This window comes from Azoarcus taiwanensis (genome assembly GCF_012910885.1).
GTDB classification, from domain to species: domain Bacteria; phylum Pseudomonadota; class Gammaproteobacteria; order Burkholderiales; family Rhodocyclaceae; genus Azoarcus_F; species Azoarcus_F taiwanensis.
The window spans coordinates 1-21,092 of the sequence record NZ_WTVM01000023.1 but is presented as its reverse complement, the minus strand read 5'-3'; the positions used below and the strand labels follow the sequence as shown (position 1 = coordinate 21,092).

The 21,092-nt window shown below is 62.0% G+C and carries 25 protein-coding genes; 22 read left to right on the top strand and 3 right to left on the bottom strand.

The window, feature by feature from the left end; translation table 11 throughout:
- Positions 1–135: 135 nt before the first annotated feature.
- Positions 136–1,509, bottom strand: a complete 1,374-nt coding sequence (gene xseA, locus GPA21_RS05675; protein WP_211163439.1) for an exodeoxyribonuclease VII large subunit — start codon at positions 1,507–1,509, stop codon at positions 136–138.
- A gap of 410 nt (positions 1,510–1,919) precedes the next feature.
- Here xseA and GPA21_RS05670 point away from each other — a divergent pair, with 410 nt between their 5' ends.
- The 9 genes from GPA21_RS05670 (at position 1,920) to adk (ending at position 9,242) form a co-directional block, all read left to right on the top strand.
- Positions 1,920–2,882 carry a TAXI family TRAP transporter solute-binding subunit gene (locus GPA21_RS05670; protein ID WP_168987242.1) on the top strand — a complete coding sequence of 321 codons (963 nt, stop codon included), beginning with the start codon at positions 1,920–1,922 and terminating at the stop codon, positions 2,880–2,882.
- Positions 2,883–2,894: 12 nt separating this feature from the next.
- Positions 2,895–3,389 carry a DUF1850 domain-containing protein gene (locus tag GPA21_RS05665; protein WP_211163438.1) on the top strand — a complete coding sequence of 165 codons (495 nt, stop codon included), beginning with the start codon at positions 2,895–2,897 and terminating at the stop codon, positions 3,387–3,389.
- A gap of 19 nt (positions 3,390–3,408) precedes the next feature.
- Positions 3,409–5,412, top strand: coding sequence for a TRAP transporter permease (locus tag GPA21_RS05660; RefSeq protein WP_168987241.1), 2,004 nt, complete (start codon positions 3,409–3,411; stop codon positions 5,410–5,412).
- A 115-nt stretch (positions 5,413–5,527) separates the two neighbouring features.
- The gene (locus tag GPA21_RS05655) at positions 5,528–6,136 is read left to right on the top strand and encodes a MotA/TolQ/ExbB proton channel family protein (protein ID WP_168987240.1); all 609 of its coding nucleotides are present in this window, start codon (positions 5,528–5,530) and stop codon (positions 6,134–6,136) included.
- Positions 6,137–6,145: 9 nt separating this feature from the next.
- Positions 6,146–6,571: an ExbD/TolR family protein gene (locus GPA21_RS05650; RefSeq protein ID WP_168987239.1), complete on the top strand. Its 426-nt coding sequence runs from the start codon at positions 6,146–6,148 to the stop codon at positions 6,569–6,571.
- A gap of 3 nt (positions 6,572–6,574) precedes the next feature.
- Positions 6,575–7,582, top strand: coding sequence for a tetraacyldisaccharide 4'-kinase (gene lpxK, locus GPA21_RS05645; RefSeq protein ID WP_168987238.1), 1,008 nt, complete (start codon positions 6,575–6,577; stop codon positions 7,580–7,582).
- On the top strand, positions 7,563–7,754 hold the full coding sequence (locus GPA21_RS05640; protein ID WP_168987237.1) for a Trm112 family protein: 192 nt from the start codon (positions 7,563–7,565) through the stop codon (positions 7,752–7,754). The genes lpxK and GPA21_RS05640 overlap by 20 nt, the downstream gene beginning before the upstream one ends.
- A complete protein-coding gene (gene kdsB / locus GPA21_RS05635) occupies positions 7,751–8,527 on the top strand; it encodes a 3-deoxy-manno-octulosonate cytidylyltransferase (protein ID WP_168987236.1) in 777 nt (258 codons plus the stop codon). Before GPA21_RS05640 ends, kdsB begins: the two co-directional genes overlap by 4 nt.
- Positions 8,528–8,588: 61 nt before the next feature.
- Complete coding sequence (adk, locus tag GPA21_RS05630; RefSeq protein ID WP_168987235.1) at positions 8,589–9,242, top strand: adenylate kinase; 654 nt, start codon at positions 8,589–8,591, stop codon at positions 9,240–9,242.
- Positions 9,243–9,392: 150 nt separating this feature from the next.
- On the opposite strand, the gene murJ is transcribed toward adk, so the two are convergent.
- A complete protein-coding gene (gene murJ, locus GPA21_RS05625) occupies positions 9,393–10,931 on the bottom strand; it encodes a murein biosynthesis integral membrane protein MurJ (protein ID WP_168987234.1) in 1,539 nt (512 codons plus the stop codon).
- 167 nt (positions 10,932–11,098) lie between these two features.
- Between murJ and rpsT the strand changes: the two genes are divergently transcribed.
- Positions 11,099–11,362 (top strand): 30S ribosomal protein S20, encoded by a 264-nt coding sequence (gene rpsT / locus GPA21_RS05620; protein ID WP_168987257.1) that lies wholly within the window; start codon positions 11,099–11,101, stop codon positions 11,360–11,362.
- 77 nt (positions 11,363–11,439) lie between these two features.
- Here rpsT and GPA21_RS05615 read toward each other — a convergent pair whose 3' ends face one another.
- Positions 11,440–11,733, bottom strand: coding sequence for a DUF3579 domain-containing protein (locus GPA21_RS05615; RefSeq protein ID WP_168987233.1), 294 nt, complete (start codon positions 11,731–11,733; stop codon positions 11,440–11,442).
- A gap of 353 nt (positions 11,734–12,086) precedes the next feature.
- Here GPA21_RS05615 and GPA21_RS05610 point away from each other — a divergent pair, with 353 nt between their 5' ends.
- The 12 genes from GPA21_RS05610 to GPA21_RS05555 form a co-directional block, all read left to right on the top strand.
- Positions 12,087–13,259: an aspartate aminotransferase family protein gene (locus GPA21_RS05610; RefSeq protein ID WP_168987232.1), complete on the top strand. Its 1,173-nt coding sequence runs from the start codon at positions 12,087–12,089 to the stop codon at positions 13,257–13,259.
- A gap of 7 nt (positions 13,260–13,266) precedes the next feature.
- A complete protein-coding gene (argF, locus tag GPA21_RS05605) occupies positions 13,267–14,193 on the top strand; it encodes an ornithine carbamoyltransferase (protein ID WP_168987231.1) in 927 nt (308 codons plus the stop codon).
- 135 nt (positions 14,194–14,328) lie between these two features.
- Positions 14,329–15,561: an argininosuccinate synthase gene (locus GPA21_RS05600; protein WP_168987230.1), complete on the top strand. Its 1,233-nt coding sequence runs from the start codon at positions 14,329–14,331 to the stop codon at positions 15,559–15,561.
- Between the two features lie 22 nt (positions 15,562–15,583).
- The gene (locus tag GPA21_RS05595) at positions 15,584–15,811 is read left to right on the top strand and encodes a DUF2788 domain-containing protein (protein WP_168987229.1); all 228 of its coding nucleotides are present in this window, start codon (positions 15,584–15,586) and stop codon (positions 15,809–15,811) included.
- Positions 15,812–15,828: 17 nt separating this feature from the next.
- The gene (gene ppnP, locus GPA21_RS05590) at positions 15,829–16,152 is read left to right on the top strand and encodes a pyrimidine/purine nucleoside phosphorylase (RefSeq protein WP_168987228.1); all 324 of its coding nucleotides are present in this window, start codon (positions 15,829–15,831) and stop codon (positions 16,150–16,152) included.
- Between the two features lie 13 nt (positions 16,153–16,165).
- On the top strand, positions 16,166–16,651 hold the full coding sequence (locus GPA21_RS05585) for a YajQ family cyclic di-GMP-binding protein (RefSeq protein ID WP_168987227.1): 486 nt from the start codon (positions 16,166–16,168) through the stop codon (positions 16,649–16,651).
- Between the two features lie 9 nt (positions 16,652–16,660).
- On the top strand, positions 16,661–16,855 hold the full coding sequence (locus tag GPA21_RS05580; RefSeq protein ID WP_168987226.1) for a YjfB family protein: 195 nt from the start codon (positions 16,661–16,663) through the stop codon (positions 16,853–16,855).
- A gap of 183 nt (positions 16,856–17,038) precedes the next feature.
- On the top strand, positions 17,039–17,578 hold the full coding sequence (locus tag GPA21_RS05575; protein WP_168987225.1) for a GspH/FimT family pseudopilin: 540 nt from the start codon (positions 17,039–17,041) through the stop codon (positions 17,576–17,578).
- A gap of 90 nt (positions 17,579–17,668) precedes the next feature.
- Positions 17,669–18,313, top strand: a complete 645-nt coding sequence (locus tag GPA21_RS05570) for a pseudouridine synthase (RefSeq protein ID WP_211163436.1) — start codon at positions 17,669–17,671, stop codon at positions 18,311–18,313.
- Positions 18,310–18,759, top strand: coding sequence for a DUF192 domain-containing protein (locus GPA21_RS05565; protein ID WP_168987223.1), 450 nt, complete (start codon positions 18,310–18,312; stop codon positions 18,757–18,759). Before GPA21_RS05570 ends, GPA21_RS05565 begins: the two co-directional genes overlap by 4 nt.
- Before the next feature lie 175 nt (positions 18,760–18,934).
- Positions 18,935–20,128, top strand: a complete 1,194-nt coding sequence (flhB, locus tag GPA21_RS05560) for a flagellar biosynthesis protein FlhB (protein ID WP_168987222.1) — start codon at positions 18,935–18,937, stop codon at positions 20,126–20,128.
- Positions 20,125–21,092: FHIPEP family type III secretion protein (locus GPA21_RS05555; RefSeq protein WP_211163435.1), on the top strand; the 968-nt coding region annotated here is incomplete at its 3' end. The genes flhB and GPA21_RS05555, both read left to right, overlap by 4 nt.

Below are 21,092 nucleotides of genomic sequence, written 5' to 3'. Positions count from 1 at the left end.
CTGTTATGGTCTTGATCTGGATCAAAGCCTGACGATTCTAGTCGGGAATAGGGGCCCCTGACAATGGTCGTGACCAGTCCGACAGTCTACACCTCCGATTGCGGCTGCCGGGGCGGTGCGTGGGTGCGCGCATGATCACGCCCCCTTGTGCGTCGCCTCTACCCGGGTGTTCACCCGTCCATCGTGGAGCTGGATTTCGAGGGCGTCGCCTTGTGCGAGGTCGTCGATGCTTCGCACGATGTGTCCCTGGCGGTCGCGCGCGATGCTGTATCCGCGCGCCAGTACCGCCTGCGGGGCGAGCAGTTCGAGCTGAACAGCAAGCGTATCCGTGCGACGCTGACGGTCGGCGATCAGGCGGGCGGCCGCCTCGGTAAGTCGTCTCGAGAGCCGCTCGAGGTGCTCCCGCGCCGGGCCGATGGTAGGACACAGAGCGCGGATTCGGACGGCAAGCATCTCGAGGCGTGCCTGATTGCGCTCCACCATTCTGCTGCGCGCGCGAGCGAGCCGCTCGCGCAGCTGCTCACAGCGTTCGACTTCGGCCGCTATCCGCTCGCGCGGATGTCGCAGGCGCAAGCTGGCGCGATCGAGACGTTGAGCGAGTGTGTCGAGTCTGCGTTGCATCGTGCGTTGCAGGCCCTGCTCAAGTTGCAGGAGTCTCTGTCCGGCGTCGAAGTAGCCGCCGCTGGCGAGCTCGGCGGCGCCGGTCGGTGTCGGCGCGCGGGCATCGGCCGCGAAGTCGGCGATCGTGAAGTCGGTCTCGTGGCCTACGCCACTGATCACGGGTACTCTGCTCGCGCGGATCACACGGGCAAGCGCTTCGTCGTTGAAGGCGTTCAGGTCTTCGATGCTACCGCCGCCGCGAACCAGCAGGACGAGATCGATCTGGTCGTCCGATGCTCTGTCGGATGCGGCTGCGAGCGCCTGACGCAACTGCAGCGCGGCAGTCTCACCCTGAACTGCAGCGGGGTAGAGCACAACCTGAAGGTTTGGCGCACGCCGACGGAGCGTGACGAGAACGTCCTGAAAGGCGGCCGCCGCGGGCGAGGTGATGATGCCTATCCTGCGCGGGAATCTGGGCAACGCTCGTTTGCGTGTCGGATCGAACAGGCCTTCGGCTTCGAGGCGGGTCTTGAGACGAAGGAAGGCCTCGAAGAGGTTGCCAGCCCCGGCCTGCCGCAAGCCTTCGATCGAAAGCTGGAAGTCGCCCCGCACTTCGTAGAGTGTGACCAAGGCCCGCGCTTCGACCTGCATGCCGTTCTCCGGGCGAAAGGCCAGTAGTTGCGCCTTGCTGCGCCACATTGTGCACCGCACCTGAGCCTGCTCGTCCTTGAGCGTGAAGTAGACGTGACCGGAGGCCGCACGGGTGAGGTTCGAAATCTCGCCTGCGACCTGCAGCAGGGGGAAGCGCTGCTCGAGGGTGCGACGCGCGAGACGGTTGAGTTCGGACACCGTCAGCACGGTTGAGGGAGGCAGGGCGGCAACCTGATCGCTTTTGAACGTGTCTGGCATGGCGCGCATTCTAGCCCTTCGCGGGGTTGTAGTGCCTCAGATGTGGACTTGGGAGGGCTTCTATCCACACGGTGCGGGGATTGTCAACGCTCGTAACAAAAAGCCTTTCGTTTCAATGCTGTATTTATAAGGTATTGAAAATAAATAGTAAAATGTGTTGCCTAAATTTGTGGCAATGTAGGCTACTGCCCGTGTTGACGCCGAATCGACCTCGTTATCGACGTCAATCCACAAACTTATCCACAGTTTCTGTGGATTGAATGCCAAGCACGCCAAGGACCGTGCAGCGTTGGTGGCAGGGTTTCCACCTATCCCGGCTGTGCGGCCGCCTGTGCTAACGTCCTTCGATGCGATCCGGGCTAACCCATGCCCGGATCGCCAATCATGATAAAGATGGAGGAGACCCTTTTATGCAACTGACCAAATTCCTTGCCGCTTCGGCTCTTGCGCTGGCAGTTCCTCTGGCCGGCGCACAGCAACAGCTATCCATTGCAACCGGCGGTACCGGTGGTGTGTATTACCCGATCGGTGGCGGTCTGGCCGAACTCATCAATCGCCATATCGACGGCTATTCAGCCGTGGCCGAGGTGACTGGGGCGTCGGTCGAGAACATGGGCCTGATCGCCCGTGGCGATTCGGACCTCGCGCTTGCACTGGCTGACTCGGTCTATCAGGCCTACACCGGTACTGGCCGCTTCGAAGGCCGGCAAATCGCCGAGACCCGCGCGATTGGCTCAATCTACCCCAACGCAGTCCAGATCGTGACGCTGGCAGGCTCCGGCATCAGCTCGCTGCAGGATCTCAAGGGCAAGAGTGTTTCGGTGGGTGCCCCGGGCAGTGGCACCGAGGTCAATGCGGCGGCAATCCTCGAAGGCAACGGCATCAGCTATGACGAGATGCGCGTGCAGCGCCTGAACTTCAACGAAACCGCTGATGCACTGCGTGACGGCGACATCGATGCCGGTTTCTGGAGTGTCGGCCCTCCGACCAGCTCGATCATGAACCTGGCTGCGACCCGTGACATATCCATCGTGCCGCTGACCGCCGACGAGATCGAGCGTTCGCAGGCGGTCGAGCCGGTCTTCGCACCGTACACACTGCGCGCCGGCACCTACGACAAGCAGGGCAGCGACGTCTTGACGATCAGCATCCCCAACGTTCTGGTGGTTCATGCGGACATGTCCGATGACCTGGCCTATGCGATCACCAAGGTGTTGTTTGAGAAGACCGACGAGCTGATCGCGATCCACCCGGCCGCGAACGATACCACCGTGGAGTTCAGCCTCACCTCCACGCCGGTGCCGCTGCACCCGGGCTCGCTGCGTTATTACGAGGAAATCGGCGCCAGCATTCCGGATCGTCTCCGGCCCTGACGCTGTCCGACGGTGAGTCGGCCTCCCTTGGGCGCCTGGCGGCGATGTCTGCCGCTGGTGCTCGCCTGTGCGGTCGCGACGCCGAACGCGGCAGCACAGGCAGTCCTTGCGGTCTCCGCTTCCGATGGCGCGAAAATGGTCGAACTGCCCCTCGAGGAGGGGCAGTCCTGGTGCCTGCTGTGGAATCACTCGGTCGCAGGCTTCACGGTACGTGACTGTTTTGTGTGGCAGTCGCCGCACCTCAGGCTTCAGAGTAGTCATCAGCCGGATTTCGCCGCTGGGCTGGGGCATTTCCAGGGTCGAGGGCAGATGCGTGTCGCCGATGAGGGGGGGTACCTCATCGACTGCATCGATGAGAAGCTGCCGGACAACCGCCTGATATTGCGTGTCGGCGCCCGCACCGTCGATCACCGCATCAAGATCGGCGATCAGATTATTTCTTTGAGTGAACGTGCCGCCGGTGAGCGGGTCGGCATCCAGGTCGTCGTTCAGGCGACCGCCAACTGAAAACCTGTCTGACCTTCTCATGAGCGAACAGCCCAAGGCACTTCTGCCCGACGATCCAAGCGGTTTCCAACCGCGCACCATCCTCTGGCTCATCACGATTGTGGCCGTGGGCTTGTCGTTGTTCCAGCTGTATTCAGCAGGCATTCAGCAGCTCGGCCTGTTCTACCAGCGCAGTATCCACCTCGCGCTGATCATGATGCTCGCCTTCTTGCTGTTTCCGGTTTTCGGCAGCGGGCGCAAGCGCGGTATTGTGGGTGGCATCATCGACACCGCATTCTTTGCTGGTGCGGTGCTCACTGGTTTCTATCTGTCGTTCAACCTCGACGCCATCATTGCTCGCGCCGGCTTCTGGAACCAGACCGACATCATCGTCGGGTGCATCGCGATCGTGACCGTGCTGGAGGCGAGCCGACGTGCGGTCGGGTTCGGCCTGACGATCATCGGGGTGGTGTTCATTCTTTATGCCATGGCGGGGCCGCGTGGCGCCTTGCCCTGGCTCGGCGAGTACATGCCAGGCATTCTCGCGCACCGGGGCTTCACGCTTGAGCGCATCGTCGGCCAGCTCTATCTCGGGCAGGAGGGGCTCTTCGGTCTGCCGCTTGGGGTGGCGGCGACCTTCATCTTCGTGTTCGTATTGTTCGGCGCTTTCCTCGAAGTGACCGGCGCGGGCAAGTTCTTCATTGACCTGGCCTACGCAGCGACCGGTCGCCAACGGGGCGGACCGGCCAAGGCAGCGGTGATAGCCTCCGCGGGCATGGGGTCGATCTCGGGAAGTGCGATCGCCAATGTGGTGACGACCGGCGCATTCACGATTCCGTTGATGAAACGGCTCGGCTATCGACCGGCACAGGCCGGTGGGGTGGAAGCTGCGGCGAGTACCGGCGGACAGATCATGCCGCCCCTGATGGGGGCCGGCGCGTTCCTGATCGCCGAGTACACGCGGGTGCCGTATCTCGAGATCGTCAAGGTCAGCATCATTCCGGCCCTGCTGTATTTCGGAACGGTGTACCTTTTCGTGCATATCATCGCGATCAAACAGGGCATGAAAGGTATGGCAGCTTCAGAGCTGCCGTCGATGCGCGAGGTCATGCGTGAAGGCTGGCACTTCCTGCTGCCACTGGTGGTGCTGGTCTACCTGTTGGTGATGAACATGTCGCCAATGCGCGTCGGCTTCTATGCGGTGGTGTCGGTGGTCGTGGTGGCGGTACTGCGCTACCTGGTGTGGTTCTTCATCATTGGTCCTCGCCAGGGGCATCCAGTCGACTGGGTCAAGATCAGGGACATGGTGCTGGCGGGTTTTCGCCTGCTGGTACAAGGGCTCGCGCTGGGCGCACGCAACGCAGTGCCGGTGAGCATGGCGTGTGCCGTAGCCGGCATCATAGTCGGTGTCGTCGGCCTCACCGGTCTCGGTCTCAAGTTCTCGTCGATGATGATTGCGCTGTCGGGCGGCAACCTCGTGCTCGCGCTGTTCCTGGTCATCATCGCCAGCCTGATTCTCGGCATGGGGTTGCCGGTGACGGCGGCCTACATCGTGCTGATCGTGCTCGTGGGGCCGGCGCTCACCGCCGAATTCGGCATTCCGTTGCTGATCGCGCATCTGGTGGTGTTCTGGTATTCACAGGACTCCAACGTGACGCCTCCGGTCGCCCTCGCGGGCTTCGCGGGGGCGGCGATAGCCGGGGCGAAACCGATGGAAACCAGCTTCCAGGCATGGAAGTTCGCAAAGGGCCTGTATCTGATCCCACTGTTCATGGTCTTCAATCCGGAATTGATCATGGGCGGCCCGACGCATATCATCGCGTGGAACGTACTTATCGCGATCTGTGCGCTCGCAGGCTTTGCCGCGGCGCTGGAGGGTTACCTCTTCGGACCCATGGGCCTGGTCTCGCGTCTGCTGATGATCCCGGCCACGGTTGGCATCTTCTGGCCGGATCCCGTGATTGAAGTCGCAGGGCTTGCAACCATCGTCGCGTTGCTTACGCTCAACTGGTTCATGGCTCGCCGTTCGGCGATACCGGTGTGAGTGGCCAAGTGCGCGCGATTCCTCGCACGCGACTTGGCATGGAGAATGCATACGGCTTGCTCTCATGACGCGCGGGCGCTAGAGTTTCGGCTTTATCCAAGGGGAGTGCGCGCGCGTGTTCGCGATCATTGAAGCATCTGGTTGGCCGATCTGGCCTCTGCTCCTCGCCTCGGTCATTGCCGTTGCGCTGATCATCGAGCGGTCAATCACACTGCGTCGCAGCAAGATAGTGCCGCCCCAACTGGTTGACGACGTGCTGGCCGATCTGCGTCAGTATGGCGTCAGCGGACAGATGGCCGAACAGGTGGCGCAGCACTCGCCGCTGGGTCGCGTGCTGGCTGCCGGATTGCGCAACGTCAGCAGTTCGCGCGAGATCATGAAGGAGGCAATCGAAGAAACCGGCCGCGCGGTCGCACATGAACTCGAGCGCTATCTGACCACCCTCGGCACGATTGCCGCGATCAGCCCCTTGCTGGGCCTGTTCGGAACCATCATCGGCATGATCGATATCTTCGCGTCGCAAGGTGTCACCGGGGCGAATCCCCAGCAGCTCGCACAGGGCATATCGATCGCCCTGAACACCACGGGGCTCGGCCTCATCATCGCAATTCCAGCGACGATCTTCTGGCGCCATTTTCGGGCGTTGGTCGACAGTTTCGTCATTGACATGGAGCAACAGGCGATCAAGCTCGTCGAGGTGGTCCATGGCGAACGCAAGGCCTGACGGGGTCACATGAATTTTCAGCGAGGCAGCCGCCAGGAGCCCCCCGAGGTCAATCTGATTCCCTTGATCGATGTGGTGCTGGTCATCATCATTTTCCTGATGCTGACCACGACCTTCTCGAAGGTCTCTGGTCTGGAGATCAATTTGCCGACCGCGGACGCGGAGGCGACCGAAGCGCTGCCCAATGAGATTACGGTGGCGGTGACCGCAGCCGGCGAGGTCATCATCGAAGGGCGCCCGGTTGGCTCGGCAAACATCGATGAGATCGCAGTGGCACTCGGCAGGGCGGTGAGGCCCGAGGCGAGCGGTGCGCCGGTCATCGTCATCAATGCCGATGCCAGGGCCGCCCATCAAAGCGTGATCGACGTCATGCAGGCGGCGCAACGGGCCGGACTCCCAAACATCACCTTCGCCATCCAGGCGCCCGACAGCTGATCCATGCTGGGAGAAGCGCCACGCTTCTGGCGGTCGCGCTCACCTGCGGCGCTTGCCTTGTTACCCCTGACAGCAGTATTTGCAGGCGTCGCCGCAATGAGGCGTGCGCTGTTTCGCCTGGGAGCGCTCGCGCGGGTCAGACTGCCGGTTCCGGTCATCGTCGTCGGCAACATTGCGGTCGGCGGCAGCGGCAAGACGCCGCTTGTGCAGTGGCTGGTCGTCCAATTGCGCGATGCGGGATACAAGCCGGGTATCGTCAGCCGTGGTTATGGCAGTGCCGCAAAGGGGGTGCGGAAAGTCGGCCCGGATTCGACGCCTGGCGAGGTAGGTGACGAGCCCCTGCTGTTGGCACGTACATGCGGGTGTCCGGTTGCGGTCGGTGCCGATAGACCTGCCGCCGCCGCGCTCCTGGTTAGTGCTGGCTGTGACGTGATCGTCAGTGACGACGGTTTGCAGCACTACCGAATGCATCGCGACGTCGAGATCGTCGTCGTCGATAAGGAGACGCTTGGCAACCGCCTTCTGCTGCCGTCCGGCCCGCTTCGCGAGCCGGTGTCGCGTCTGGCGACAGCGGATTTACTCATAGTCCATGGCGAGCTGGACGCACACCTCGCGCGACGCTGCGGTGCGGTGCCGGTGAAGCGCATGCGGCTCGTCGGTGACACCCTGGTCCCGCTTGGAGGCGCTGGGGGCGCCAAGCCGCTTGAGGCCATGCGTGGTTGCCGGGTGCACGCCTTTGCCGGGATTGGCCGTCCGTCCCGGTTCTTCGCACAACTGCAGCGCGCAGGGCTGGAGGTTGTGCCTCATGCTTTTCCTGACCATCATCGCTTCGTGCCCGAGGATTTTGCGGTCGCCGGTGCCGAGCCCAAAATCCTGACAGCGAAGGATGCGGTAAAATGCGAGCCCTTTGGACTCTCGGATACATGGGTCCTACCGGTTTCCGCCGAGATCGAAGCGGGTGCCACCGAACGAATTCTGGAGAAACTGAAACATGGACGCGAGGCTGCTTGAAATTCTGGTCTGCCCAATCTGCAAGGGGCCGCTCGACTATCTCAAGGGCGAGCAGGAGCTCGTGTGCAAAGCCGACAGACTCGCTTTCCCGATCCGTGACGGCATTCCGGTCATGCTGGAAGACGAGGCCCGGCGCATGAGTGCCGAGGAAGTCGAGGCGCTGCGCAAGTGATCCGCTTTCGCGTCGTCATTCCGGCGCGCTTCGCCTCCACGCGGCTACCGGGCAAGCCGCTGCTCGACATCGGCGGCAAGCCGATGATTCTGCATGTGCTCGACCGTGCCGCGGCCTCGGGCGCGGCTTCAGTGTGTGTTGCGACCGATTATCTGCCGGTCTTCGAAGCGGTGACTGACGCTGGCGGTGATGCCGTGATGACACGGCCAGACCATCCCAGCGGCACCGATCGACTTGCTGAAGTCGTCGCCCGTTACCAGTGGAGTGACGACGAAATCGTAGTCAATGTGCAGGGTGACGAGCCGCTGATTGATCCGGAGCTCATCGCATCGGTTGCACAGACCTTGTCCGCGTCGCCGTCGGCGATGGTCGCCACTGCGGCTCATGCAATGACGGATGCCGTGGAGTTCCAGAGCCCGAACGTGGTCAAGGTGGTCTGCGATGCCAACGGCCATGCCCTCTATTTCTCCCGTGCGCCCATTCCGTGGCCGCGAGATGCGTTTGCCGCCGACCGTAGCCGACTGCCGGTGGGCTTGCCGGTGATGCGACACATCGGGATTTACGCTTACCGGGTCGCTTTTCTGCGGCGCTACGCTTCGCTCGCGGTTTCTCCGCTCGAGCAGTGGGAAGCGCTCGAGCAGCTTCGCGTACTTTGGCATGGTGAGCGGATCGCGGTGCTCGCCGTGGAGCACGCACCGGCGGCCGGCGTGGACACGCCGGAAGATCTGGAGCGCGTCAGGCAGGTGTTTGACCGGGCACGGCCGGTAGAGTAATTTCAATTGTTCAACAAAAGGAAGTGGCTGCGGCAGCAGATCACGTGACGGGAGGGTAGAAATGCGACTGATTCTTCTGGGACCGCCGGGAGCGGGCAAGGGCACACAGGCCAACTTCATCAAGGAGAAGTTCGGCATTCCGCAGATCTCCACCGGCGACATGCTGCGCGCCGCGGTGAAGGCAGGAACGCCCCTGGGCGTCGAAGCCAAGAAGGTCATGGACGCCGGCGGCCTGGTCTCCGACGACATCATCATCGGCCTGGTCAAGGATCGCCTGCAGGAAGACGACTGCAAGAGCGGCTACATGTTCGACGGTTTCCCGCGCACCATTCCGCAGGCCGACGCGATGAAGGACGCTGGCGTGCCGCTCGACGTCGTCCTCGAGATCGACGTGCCTGACCAGGAAATCATCGAACGCATGAGCGGTCGTCGCGTGCATCTGGCCTCAGGTCGTACCTACCACGTCAAGTACAACCCGCCCAAGGTCGAAGGAAAGGATGACGTCACCGGCGAGGACCTCATTCAGCGCGAGGACGACGCGGAGGCCACGGTGCGCAAGCGTCTGGAGGTCTACCATGCTCAGACCAAGCCGCTGGTCGACTACTACACCAGCTGGGAGCAGTCCGGCGACGCCGCGGCGCCCAAGGTTCGCAAGATCTCCGGTCTTGGTGCGGTAGATGACATCACCACACGGGCCTTCGATGCGCTGAAGTAAGCTCGCGTCCAGCCTCTGTTCAAATCCGGGGGACGAAGCGGCCAGTCATGACTGACCGCTTCGTCCCCCGTTTCTCATTAAACACAAAAAGGGCCGCGCCGAAGTCTTGTCGGCCCTTTGAGGGGAAATCTCCGCGCAGTGGCGATTCTCCTACTCGGCGCCACGCTTGCGGAAGTCTCGAGGTCTGAAGCCGAGTGCGAACAGCGTTGCGAAATAGGCGACCATCCCGCCCAAGACCAATGCCGACAGGTGCAGTACCCGTGTCAGCGCACTGGCCTCCAGCCAGGCGGATTCGTCGCCCATGCCGAACCACAGCGTAGCTACGAGCACCGTGAGGGCCACCAGGATCTTCCAGCTGAATCCATGCCATCCCGGTTGTGGACGATAGACGCCGCGCTTGCGCAGTCCGTTGAACAGCAGCCAGGCGTTGAGCAGCGACGCGAGTCCGATGGACAAGGCCAGGCCCGCATGCTTCAAGGGCACGATGAAGGCAAGGTTCATCAACTGGGTGGCGACAAGGGTGACGATTGCGAATTTGACCGGGGTGCGGATGTCCTGCCGGGCATAGAAGCCGGGTGCGAGGATCTTCACCATGATCAGGCCGGTCAGACCGACGCTGTAGGCTGCCAGCGCGAGACGGGTCTGAAGCACATCTTCGGCAGTGAAGGCGCCGTGCTGGAAAAGCGTCGAGATGAGCGGTACTGCGATGACCGCGAGGGCGAGCGCAGCCGGCAGCGTGAGCATCAGCGTCAGACGAAGACCCCAGTCGAGCAGCTCGGAAAAGGCCCGGGGATTGTCGTCAGCGTGCAGCTTGGAAAGACTGGGCAGCAGGATCGTGCCCAGCGCGACCCCGAGCAAGCCGGCGGGGAACTCCATCAGACGGTCTGCGTAATACAGCCAGGAGACGCTGCCGTCGGTCAGGAAGGAGGCGAAAATGGTGTTGATCACCAACGAGATCTGCGCCACCGACACGCCGAGCATTGCCGGCAGCATCAGGGTCAGCACCCGGCGAACACCTGGGTCTGACGGGCTGAAGTCGAAGCGGGGGAGAAGCCCGAGGCGCGCGAGCGCCGCCCACTGCAACCCGAGCTGCAGGATGCCGCCGATGAATACCGCCCAGGCCAGAGCCAGTACCGGCGGGTCGAACCAAGGCGCCGCGAACAAGGCCATCACGATGAAGGAGACGTTCAGCAGCGTCGGGGTGAAGGCAGGGATCGCGAAGCGGCTCCAGGTGTTCAGCACCCCGGCGGCCAGCGCCATCAGCGACATGAAGAAGATATAAGGGAAGGTGATCCGGGTCAGCTCGACGGTGAGCGCGAACTTGTCCGCCTCGGCGGCGAAGCCGGGTGCCGAGATATAGATGATCACCGGTGCCGCAATGACACCAAGCACCGAGATCGCGGCGACGCCCAGGCCAAGCAGAGTCGCGACCCGGTTGATCAACTGCTGCGCCTCGGCTTCGCCGTTGCGGTTCTTGAACTCCGCGAGGATGGGCACGAAGGCCTGCGAGAACGCGCCTTCGGCAAACATGCGACGCAACAGGTTGGGCAGGCGGAAGGCGACGAAGAAAGCGTCGGTCGCCATGCCGGCGCCGAAGCTGCGAGCGATAACGAAGTCGCGCACGAAGCCGAGAATGCGCGACACGAGGGTCAGGCCGCTGACGGTGACGAGGGCGCGCAACAAGTTCATCGGTCGGGTGTCGGAATGGCGGGGATTGGGTGGCGCGCCTCGGCGCAAAGCGAGGATGATACGTCATGCCGGGCGAAGCAAAGACAGCCCGCAAGTCCTCCTTGCATTTCGCGAGCTTCGCCCGTATACTGCCGCGTTTTACAGAACCAACCAACGGAATCACATTTATGGCCAATTCGGCACAAGCCCGCAAGCGCGCCCGCCAAGCATCCGTCGCGCGTGCTCACAACGGCAGCCTGCGTTCCCGTCTGCGCACCGCCATCAAGGCTGTGCAGAAGGCTGTACTCACTGGCGACAAGGAAGCCGCTCAGGCGACCTTCAAAGCATCGATGTGCGCGATCGACAGCATCGCCGACAAGAAAATCATCCACAAGAACAAGGCTGCTCGCCACAAGAGCCGCCTGTCTGCCGCGATCAAGGCGATGTCCTGATCGGGATCGACCTGCTAGATGTGAAAACGGCGACCCACGGGTCGCCGTTTTTTTGCACCGATGACAATATTTCTTGCTCAGGCCGACTTCTTCTGTTCGACGATCTCGAGCTGCAAATCGTTGTCGGCGGCGAAGTTCTGCAGAAACTTGTATGCGAGCGGTTCGATTTCGTAAAGACGGGCGTTGACGAACACCGTCTTGTCGCCCTTTTCGTTACTGCCGGGGCGCACGAACGGCGAATACTTCATTCTGTGATCGGACCCGAAGGCGGACATGATGCCGCACAAGCGATCGGCCCAGTCGCTGGGCCTGAACCTTTTGCCGGCACTGGTTACTCCGACGATGACGAAGCTCTTGATGTCCTGGTTCATGGGTCGCGCCGATGTTGGGATAAGGCTCGCGCACTCGAGGGCGTCTTCTCTTCCTGTGTCGCTGCATGCGAAGGCGATGCTCGACAGGGCGTGATTCTAGCAGAAAGCCGCCTTGCGGCGGCTTGGTGCATAACCGTAAGCCTTGGGCCGGGTTCCTGGCGGTGGATTTGACCTCGCGCGCCGTGGTTGCGCATTTGCAATAGAGCGCGCGGGGCGGGCAACCTCACGGGCAGGATGCCCCGCCAATCCTGTACTTTGGGGTAGGCTTGCCGTAAAATCACGCGTTTACTCGAACCACGGCGGCTCCAGCCGCCGTGCGCGTTTTACGGATCATCGCGTCCCGGGGATTGCTCATGTCGCACATCATGAATACCTATGCTCGTCTGCCGGTTGCCTTCACACATGGCGAAGGCTCATGGATCTTCGATGAGACCGGCAAACGACATCTGGATGCGCTCTCCGGTATTGCCGTGTCGACGCTGGGACACAACCATCCGCGCCTGGTGCGAGCGATCGCCCAGCAGGCCGCGTGTGTGCTGCACACCTCCAATCTCTATCGCATTCCGCTGCAGGAGGAGCTTTCGGATCGGCTCGCGGAGCTCTCCGGCATGGACGAGGTCTTCTTCTGCAACTCCGGGTGCGAGGCCAACGAAGCCGCGATCAAGCTTGCGCGTATGTTTGGCCACAGCAAGGGCGTCGACCAGCCGACGATCATCGTCATGGAGAACGCCTTCCACGGCCGGACCATGGCGACGCTGTCGGCTACCGGAAATCGCAAGACCCAGGCAGGTTTCGAACCGCTGGTGTCAGGTTTTGTGCGTGTGCCTTACCGCGATCTCGCGGCCATCCGCAATGTTGCTGAGCATAATGGCAACGTCGTGGCAGTGCTGCTTGAAATGATCCAGGGCGAAGGCGGCATCAATATTGCCGACGACGCGTTTCAGCGCGAGTTGCGTGCCATCTGTGACGAGCGTGGCTGGCTGCTGATGTGTGACGAGGTGCAGTGCGGTCTCGGCCGCACCGGTCGCTGGTTCGGGTTTCAGCATGCCGGCGTCAAGCCCGACGTGATGACTCTTGCGAAAGGCCTCGGCTCGGGCGTGCCCATCGGTGCCTGCCTGACTTCGGGGCGCGCCGCTGGTCTGTTCGGCCCGGGCAACCATGGCTCGACGTTCGGTGGCAACCCATTGGCGTGCGCGGCGGCGCTGGAAACTTTGGCGGTGATCGAGGACGACAAGTTGATGGCGAACGCCGAGGCGGTCGGCGAGTCGATTCGCTCCGGTTTCCGCGAGGCGCTCTCCGGTGTTGCTGGCGTGGTCGATGTTCGCGGGCGTGGTCTGATGATTGGCATCGAGCTCGATCGTCCTTGCGCCGAACTGGTTCGGCAGGCGCTCGAGGCGGGTATTCTCATCAACGTCACCGCCGAGCGCGTGGTGCGCCTGCTGCCGCCACTGATCTTCACCCAGGAGGACGGTCAGCAACTGGTCGCCGGTCTCGCACCGCTTATTCGGCGGCTTCTTGAGCAGTGAGAAAGCGATGACGACTGCACTCAGACACTATCTGCAGTTCAAGGACTTCTCCCGCGAGGAGTACGAGTATCTTTTCGAGCGCGCGCGACGCATCAAGGACAAGTTCAAGCGCTACGAACCGCACCATCCCTTGTTCGACCGTACGCTGGTAATGATTTTCGAGAAGGCCAGCACGCGTACGCGACTGTCGTTCGAGGCCGGGATGCATCAGCTTGGTGGTTCCGCGATCTACCTGAATACCCGCGACTCGCAGCTCGGTCGCGGCGAACCGGTGGAGGATGCGGCGCAGGTCGTGTCGCGCATGAGCGACCTGGTGATGATCCGCACCTTCGAGCAGGATGTCATCGAGCGTTTCGCAGCACACTCCCGCGTGCCGGTCATCAACGGACTGACCAACGAATACCATCCCTGTCAGATCCTGGCCGACATTCTGACCTTCATCGAACACTGCGGGCCGATCAAGGGCAAGACGGTTGCCTGGATTGGTGACTCCAACAACATGTGCAACACCTGGCTGCAGGCAGCCGAGGTGCTCGACTTCAACGTGCACGTGTCGACACCGCCGGGTTACGAGGTCGAGCCCGAGCGGGCTGGCCTGTACGGCACCGATCATTTCGAGGCCTTTGCCGACCCGCTTGACGCCTGCCGCGGCGCGCACCTGGTGACGACCGATGTCTGGACCTCGATGGGGTTCGAGGCCGAGAACGAGGAGCGCAAACAAGCGTTCGCAGACTGGTGCGTGGATTGCGACATGATGAAGGTAGCCGACCCGTCGGCGGTCTTCATGCATTGCCTGCCCGCGCACCGCGGCGAAGAAGTCTGCGCCGAAGTCATCGACGGCGCCCAGTCCGTCGTCTGGGACGAGGCAGAGAACAGGCTGCATGCGCAGAAAGCGCTGATGGAATACCTGGTGCTTGGCAGAAGAGAGGACTGACGCGTTCGCGGTGCAGCGACACGACAGACAGAAAGGAACGACCCCGGCCGCCAGACTGCGGCCGGACGCATGTTAGACCCGACCGATGCCCACGGGGGTGTGCATCGGCAAATCGAAGACAGACAGGAAGACAGCATGAGCGAAGTCAATAAAGTGGTGCTCGCCTATTCAGGCGGCCTGGATACCTCGGTCATCCTCAAATGGCTGCAGGACACCTATTCCTGCGAGGTGGTGACCTTCACCGCCGACCTCGGTCAGGGCGAGGAGCTCGAACCGGCACGCCAGAAGGCCCTCAAGCTCGGCATCAAGCAGGAGAACATCTTCATCGACGATTTGCGCGAAGAGTTCGTCCGCGATTTTGTCTTTCCGATGTTCCGTTGCAACACGGTGTACGAGGGTGAATATCTGCTCGGCACCTCGATCGCACGGCCGTTGATCTCCAAGCGCCAGATTGAAATCGCCCGTGCGACCGGGGCCGATGCGGTGTCGCATGGCGCGACCGGAAAGGGTAACGATCAGGTCCGCTTCGAGCTGGGCTACTACGCACTGATGCCGGGCGTGAAGGTCATCGCGCCGTGGCGCGAGTGGGATCTGCTGTCACGCGAGAAGCTGCTGGCCTACGCGGAGAAGGCGGGCATCCCGATCGAGATGAAGCACAAGCAGGGTGGTTCGCCCTACTCGATGGATGCCAACCTGTTGCACATCTCCTTCGAAGGCCGCCACCTCGAAGACCCGGCCGCCGAGGCCGAGGAAGACATGTGGCGCTGGACGGTGTCGCCTGAGGCTGCGCCGGATGCCGCCGAATACGTCGATCTCGAATTCGAGAAGGGTGATCTGGTCGCGATCGACGGCACCCGCATGAAGGCGCACGAGTTGCTCGCCAAGCTCAATGAACTTGGCGGCAAGCATGGCATCGGGCGTCTCGACCTGGTCGAGAACCGTTACGTCGGCATGAAGAGCCGGGGTTGCTACGAAACGCCGGGCGGCACCATTCTTCTCAAAGCCCACCGCGCCATTGAGTCGGTGACGCTCGACCGTGAAGTCGCGCATCTCAAGGATGACCTGATGCCCCGCTATGCGTCGCTGATCTACAACGGCTACTGGTGGAGCCCGGAGCGGCGCGCGCTGCAGGCGCTGATCGACCAGACGCAACAGACCGTCAATGGCTGGGTGCGCATCAAGCTCTACAAGGGCAACGTAATCGTCACCGGTCGCGATTCCAAGACCGACTCGTTGTTCGATCCCACGATCGCGACCTTCGAGGACGACGCCGGCGCCTACGACCAGAAGGATGCGCACGGCTTCATCCGCCTCAACGCGCTGCGCATGCGCATCGAGGCCAATGCCAAGCTCAAACGCGGCGGCTGAGAGCGGAGGCGGAAGCAGCGTCATGGGCAACGAACCGATCATCTTCGGCCTGACGGTCGCCGAGTTCGAGGCGATCTCGCTCAAGGTGCTGCTCACCGCGCTCATTCTTTACATGGTGTTCATCATCGGCAATCTTGCCTACAAGTCAAAGGCCGGCAAGTACGGCGCGGCGTGGATGTTCCTCGCGCTCGGCCTAGGCTTTGTGGGTTTCGTTGCCAAGGGTTTTATTGAGCGCCTGCTCGGCATCTGATCGATCACGGAGAGTTCATGAGCGTTACCAGCAAGTTCGATAGCGTCACGTTGGAGACCCGGGCCAACGTCTATTTTGACGGCAAGTGCGTGAGCCACAGCTTCATACTCGCCGACGGCACACGCAAGTCGGTGGGTGTGGTGTTGCCTGCCGCGCTGACCTTCGGTACCGGTGCGCCCGAGATCATGGAGTGCGTAGGGGGTGCCTGCCGCGTGCGTCTGGCCGGAGAGGCCGAATGGCGTGACGTTGTCGCCGGGGAGTCTTTCGATGTCCCAGGCAATTCGAGCTTTGACATCGAGGTTGCCGGCGAGCCCTTTCATTACATCTGTCATTACGGCTGACAAGGAGTACCTCATGCCTTCGTTCGACGTCATGTCCGAGGTTGATCTGGTTGCCCTGCGCAATGCGGTCGATGTGGCCAACCGGAAGATCGGCAACCGCTACGACTTCAAGGGTAGCGATGCACGCATCGAGCAGAACGAGAAACTGCTGACCCTGCACGGTGACAGCGACTTTCAGCTTGACCAGATGAAGGCGGTGCTGCTCCCCGAGATGACCGCCAAGAAGGTCGACGTGCGCTGTCTCGATTACGGCGACGTGCAGAAGGTCGGCGGCAACAAGGTCAAGCAGGAGGTCAAGGTCCGTGTGGGTGTGGAGCAGGATCTTGCCAAGAAGATCGTGAAGCTGCTCAAGGACAGCAAGATGAAGGTGCAGGCCTCCATCCAGGGCGACGCGGTGCGCGTGTCCGGTGCCAAGCGCGACACCTTGCAGGACGCGATCGCGCTGGTCCGTAAGGAGATCACCGATTTTCCCCTGCAGTACGGCAATTTTCGCGACTGAATCATCTTCATGAACGTCTCCAGCGCCGCCGCGTCCATCTCCGCGATGAGTCTTGCCAACGTGCAGGCTCAGGCGGCGCTGTCCGTGCTGCGCAAAACGCTCGATCTGCAGCAGGCCAATGCGGCTCAGCTGCTCGCGACCCTGCCGACTCCTGCGTCTGCACCCTCGGGGTCGTTGGGCGCGATAGTAGATACCTACGTCTGACCGGTCTTCACTACTTCTCCAGCGTCGAGTCGAGGACTTGGTGCGCTGCGTTCCCGCGACATTGTTGATGGTCTGGTGGGCAAACCAGACAATGGGCTCTGCTTGGCATTGCAAATGCGTTTTGCATTTTCCGGTTTATACGAATAACATATTCGCATTCCTTATTGACCCATAGGGCATGCGATGAGATTGCGCCAGCGTTGCCGGGAGAGCGGGGGCTTCAGTCTTGTCGAGCTTATGACGACGCTCGCGGTATTGGCTGTGCTGCTCAGCATTGCGTTGCCGTCGTTCGCCACCCTGATCCGGGATACACGCCTCGGTACGGCGACGGGTGATCTGCACACCGCAATTTTCTTTACCCGTTCCGAGGCGGTTAAGCGCAGTCGCAGGGTGACTATCTGTACCAGTGCGGATGGTGAGTACTGCGCCGCCGGGGTCGGTTGGCATGCCGGTTGGATTGTCTTCGACGACGCCAATCAGAATGGATTGCGCGATGCTGATGAGACACTGCTGAGAGTGGGGCAACCCGCCGCGGCCGGCGTCTCGATGACAGGCAACCAGCCAGTGCGCAACTACGTGTCATATGTTGCCAGCGGCACGACACGCGCGGTAAACGGCGCGCTTCAGATGGGCACCATTACCGCATGCGCCGACAACCGTGCGCGACGTATCGTAGTCAACGCTGCAGGAAGGCCGCGAGTCGTCCGCGACGCGGTGTGCTGAGCGGGCACACCCGATCACGTCCAATCGAGGTTTCCAGGATAATAGCCGCGTTGGATGCGAAGCCAGCGTCCGTCATGCGAGTCATGGATCTTGAGCCGCCTTATCCTGCTGAACAAGCCTTACGGTGTCGTATGCCAGTTTTCCGGTGACGGAACACGGCCGACGCTTGCCGATCATGTTGGTGTGCCGGGCGTTTATCCCGCTGGCCGGCTCGACACCGACAGCGAGGGGCTGTTGCTGCTCACTGACGATGGGGGTGTGCAGCATCGCATTGCGGATCCGAAACACAAACTGCCCAAGACCTATCTCGCGCAGGTCGAGGGGGAGCCGGACGATGCTGCGCTCGCGCGTCTGCGCGCCGGGGTTAATCTCGGCGATTTCATCACTCGACCTTGCGAGGTGCGCCGCGTGACTCAGCCCGACTGGTTATGGCCCCGCGACCCTCCAGTGAGGTTTCGCAAGTCGGTGCCGACATCCTGGCTGGAGATCGTGCTGCGTGAGGGCAAGAACCGGCAGGTGCGCCGAATGACGGCGGCGGTGGGGTTTCCGACCTTGCGTCTCATCCGCTTGGCGGTCGGGCCGTTTCGGCTGGATGGTCTGGCTCCTGGTATCTGGAGGGAAGAAAGCATACCCGCGGAACTCGGCGCCGCAACACGGCCTGATCGTGTCAGGCGTCAGGGAGGCCGAGGCGGTAGAATCCCCCAACGAACGAATGCAGCGGAGCGAAGAAGATGAGGGTTATCGTCAGGGCGGTGATGTTGGGCGTCGGTCTGCTGGTCTCGGCTGCGTTGGCTGCCCAGGTGCAACTGCCGGTCGCCGAACTGTCTGTGGGCATGCACCGGATCGAGGCTGAGGTGGCGCATACCGACCAGACGCGACGCATCGGGCTGATGAACCGTCAGTCGATGCCCGAGCAGCGGGGCATGGTCTTCGTGTTCACCCATGACGCACGCCACTGCATGTGGATGCGCAACACCTTGATTCCGCTGTCTGTTGCGTTTCTCGATGAGGAGGGGCGCATCCTCAATATCGAGGACATGGAACCTCTGACCGAGGATAGCCACTGCGCGGCGGGCCCGGCGCGTTTTGCGCTGGAGATGAACAAGGGCTGGTTCGAACGTCGTGGCATTGGTGACGGCATCCGCATACGGGGCATAGAAAGCCTGCCACAAGGGCGCTGACTGCCTCAGTGGCGCACCTCTCGTTTGCATCGGGGCGCGCGCTTAATAGGCGAAATGAGGGCTTTTCTCCCGTCTAATCGACCGGCAAGATTTGCCGGTTCCTGCAGATAATGGCTCCACGTCGCAGCATGCCCGCAGCTCCCGGGCAGTGCCGTGACTCAGCAAGGAGCCGGCAATGGCCGAGGAAAGCGATCTCGAAAAGACCGAACAACCATCACCACGACGAATAGAGCAGGCCCGCGAGGAAGGGCAGGTTCCGCAGTCGCGTGAGTTGTCGACCTTCTTCGTGCTGATCACCGGCGTGACCTCTCTATGGCTGATGGGTGGCTGGTTCTCGGCGCGCATACTCGACATGATGCGTCGTGGTTTCAGTTTCGAGCGCGACGCCGTATTCGACAGTGCGGTGATGCTGCAGGGCTTCGGCGAGCTATTCACCCACACCATCCTGTCACTTGCGCCGCTCTTCGGTTTGCTGATGTTTGCGGCGATCGCCGCGCCGATCATGCTTGGTGGCTTTGTCTTCTCGTCGAAGGTTTTGTCGTTGAAGTTCGATCGCATGGATCCGCTCAAGGGCCTGGGTCGCATGTTCTCGGTGCACGGTCTTGCCGAGATGGTCAAGTCGGTGCTCAAGACCTTGGTCATCGGTACGCTTGGTGTGATCGCGGTCATGCGTGAGCGCGAGCATGTGTATTCGCTGATGTCGCAGTCGCTGCAAACCGCATTTCCGGACTTCATCCAGACCATTCTCTTTGCCGCGCTGCTCATCATTCTGGGGCTCGCGCTGGTGGCGGCCATCGATGTTCCCTTCCAGCTCTGGCAGTACCGGCGCGAGCTGCGCATGACCAAGGACGAAGTGAAGCGGGAGCACAAGGAGCAGGAAGGTGATCCACACCTGAAGGCGCGAGTCCGAAGCCTGCAGCGTGAGATGGCGCGCCGCAGAATGATGACCGAAGTGCCCAAGGCGGACGTCGTGGTGACCAACCCGACCCACTTTTCGGTGGCGCTGAAGTACGACGCCGACAAGATGGGCGCGCCTGTTGTCGTTGCCAAGGGGCGCGGCGAGATCGCGATGAAGATCCGGGAGATCGCGGCTGAGCACAAGGTACCGATGCTCGAGGCACCTCCACTTGCACGCGCACTGCATGCTCATTGCGAGCTCGGCGAAACCGTGCCTGCGGCACTCTACACCGCAGTGGCCGAGGTCATGGCCTATGTGTATCAGCTCAATGCCTGGTTGTCGCATGGCGGCGGCGCGCGCCCGCAGGCGCCGGCCGACCTGCCTGTGCCCACCGGCATGGACCCTGGGCCGCCTCCGGACGAGGCTGACGAGGCAACAACGAACGGCGATGGCCGGAGACTCGCAGAATGATCGACGCACTGAACCTGCGGGCGCTGATGACGCCCACCAACCTCCGCCTGATCGCCGCGCCGATCTTCATCATCATGGTCTTGTCCATGATGGTGTTGCCGCTGCCGCCGTTTGCACTCGACCTGTTCTTCACCTTCAACATCTCGCTGGCGGTGATGGTCATGCTGGTGGCGATGTACACCCGCAAGCCGCTCGACTTCTCGGTTTTTCCGACGGTGCTGCTGGTGACCACGCTGCTGCGTCTCGCGCTCAACGTCGCCTCCACCCGAATCGTGCTCCTCGAGGGACATACGGGTCCGGACGCGGCCGGCAAGGTCATCGAGTCCTTCGGCCAGTTCCTCGTCGGCGGCAATACCGCCATCGGCCTGGTGGTGTTCGGGATTCTGGTGTTGATCAACTTCGTGGTCATCACCAAGGGTGCCGGGCGTATCGCTGAAGTCAGTGCCCGTTTCACCCTCGACGCAATGCCCGGCAAGCAGATGGCGATCGATGCCGATCTCAACGCCGGTCTCGTCGACGAAAACGAGGCCAAGCGCCGCCGCAAGGAAGTGGCGCAGGAGTCGGACTTCTACGGCGCGATGGACGGTGCATCCAAGTTCGTGAGGGGCGACGCGGTCGCCGGTATCCTGATTCTGCTGATCAACATCATCGGTGGACTGGTTGTCGGCACCACCCAGCACGGCATGTCGATGGGGCAGGCGACCGAGACCTACGTGTTGCTGACCATCGGCGACGGCCTTGTCGCCCAGATTCCGGCGTTGATCATCTCGGTCGCCGCGGGTCTCGTCGTATCGCGCGTCGGCGACGAGGGCGATGTCGGCGGGCTGGTCATCAACCAGGTCTTCTCGAAGCCGCAGATCATGCTGGTCACCGGTGGGATCGTCGGCGTGCTCGGCCTGATCCCGGGCATGCCAAACTTCGTCTTCATCCTGATATCCAGCGCCCTGTTCGCACTCGCGTGGTA